This is a genomic window from Dietzia maris (assembly GCF_014144855.1).
GTDB classification, from domain to species: domain Bacteria; phylum Actinomycetota; class Actinomycetes; order Mycobacteriales; family Mycobacteriaceae; genus Dietzia; species Dietzia kunjamensis.
Window position 1 is genome coordinate 1 of sequence record NZ_JAALDN010000281.1, and the last position, 1,668, is coordinate 1,668.

Annotated in this window: 1 protein-coding gene; it reads right to left on the reverse strand. The window is 65.6% G+C overall.

The window, feature by feature from the left end:
* Positions 1-136: 136 nt before the first annotated feature.
* Positions 137-1,546: an IS1380 family transposase gene (locus tag G6024_RS09710; protein WP_069389547.1), complete on the reverse strand. Its 1,410-nt coding sequence runs from the start codon at positions 1,544-1,546 to the stop codon at positions 137-139.
* Between the last annotated feature and the right edge of the window lie 122 nt (positions 1,547-1,668).

Below are 1,668 nucleotides of genomic sequence, written 5' to 3' on the forward strand. Positions count from 1 at the left end.
CCTCAATTCACCGATGAAGTAGCCGGGGCGGTCGCTGGCATGGTCGTGGGTCGTGACCGTATGGAGGGCGTGTGAGGTCCGCCGGTCTGCCCGGCTTTCCACTTTGGTTCCTGGTCGTAGGTGCTGGAGTTGGGAGTCAGATCGGCACGTTGGGCCGGCGCGGGGAGAAGACGGTGTCGTAGAGCGCCTGCCAGGCTGTTTGCCATGGCCAGCTTTCGGGTAGATGGAGTCGGAGCCGCCGGGCTGAGGAGGCGATCCGGGCCGGGATGTTGATGAGTTTGCGGCGGATCGTCGCGGTCGTCGCGCGTGCCAGGCTCGAGCTTGTGGTCAGGGTGGCGGCGGCGCGGGTGAGGTTGAACGCCATGACGGCGCAGGTCAGCCAGGCGGCGTTGGCGTTGAACACGCCCGAGGGCAGGTGCGCCAGCGCGGAGGCTTTCAGGTCAGCGTGGACGTTCTCGATGATCGCGTGTGCGCGGTGGGTCTTGTCGGCCGCCACTGTGTCGTACTGCTCTACGGATGTAGTGGTGAAGAACGCATGGAACCGCCAGGTATCGAACAGGCTCGCCTGCCCACTTGCAGCCTTGGGATTCAGGTCGGGGATACGGCGCACCACGAGCCGACCCGGCACCTGGTCGTTCTTGGGCTTCGAGGTGAATGCGGTGAAGTCGACCTCGGCGACTTCGGCGCGGGAGATCCAACGGTTGGTGTGTTCGTCGAAGATCGCGTCGGTGTAGTTGATCGTGGTCCACGCGTCGTCGTCGATGGTGGCGATGGCACGTTTGACCGCCGGGTCCATGCGTACGGTGACCGAGACCTCGGCTCCGGCGGCCAGGCAGGCGGTGACCATGCTGTGGGAGTAGAACGCCGAATCGCCTCGGACCAGCACGTCACGGCCGTGAAGGTGGGTGCGGCGGATCAGTGCCAGCGTGTCGGTGGCCAGCCGGGCAGCCCCTCGCGGGGACCCGGCAGAGCCCTTGCGCAGCCGTTGAGCGGCGATCACCGGAGCAGCCTGCTCGGTGGAGACCGTGGCCAGCAGCGCGTTCAGGCCACGTACCCCGGAGTAGCCGAACGAGGCGCCCTGCTTGGCGTGTCCGTAGACCTCCACGATCGTGTCGTCGATATCGACCATCACCGTCCCGGTGTCCGACTCATGACCGAGCAGTCCGGTGTGTTCGGCCAGTGCGCGCACGAACCGCGAGGCGATCGCATCGGTTTGGCGGACGTGGCCGAAGGTGAACTGCCGCAGGAACGATCCCAGCGTCGAAGGGGCGTACGGGCGGTCGAAGAGTGTGCCCATCGCCCCGTGGCGCAGCAGGGCCATGTCGTCGATGCTATCCGCGCCTGCGGCCATCCCGGCCACGAGCGAGGCCAGTTTCACTCCACCGTTGGAGCCCTTGTCGGTGGGCACGCTCAGATGCTCGTCACCGAGCCGGTGCAGGCCCGCCCGGTCGGCGAGTTTCATCAGCGGCACGAGGCCGGCGCCCGACACGAGGTTGGGCTCATCGAACGTCGCGAAGCTTACGGGCAGAGTGTGAGATAGTTGCATCTGCGGGATGCCCTTCTTGAATTGGCGATACGGACCTTAAGCAAGTCGTATCTTGCCAGTTCAGAAGGGCATTCTCGCGTTCCCACACCGCGCTAGAAGTTCATCTCATCGGTGGATCCAGG

What these genes read in the sequence shown, in the direction of transcription:
- G6024_RS09710 (WP_069389547.1), bottom strand. Translation starts at nt 1,546, where the DNA reads ATGCAACTATCTCACACTCTGCCCGTAAGCTTCGCGACGTTCGATGAG.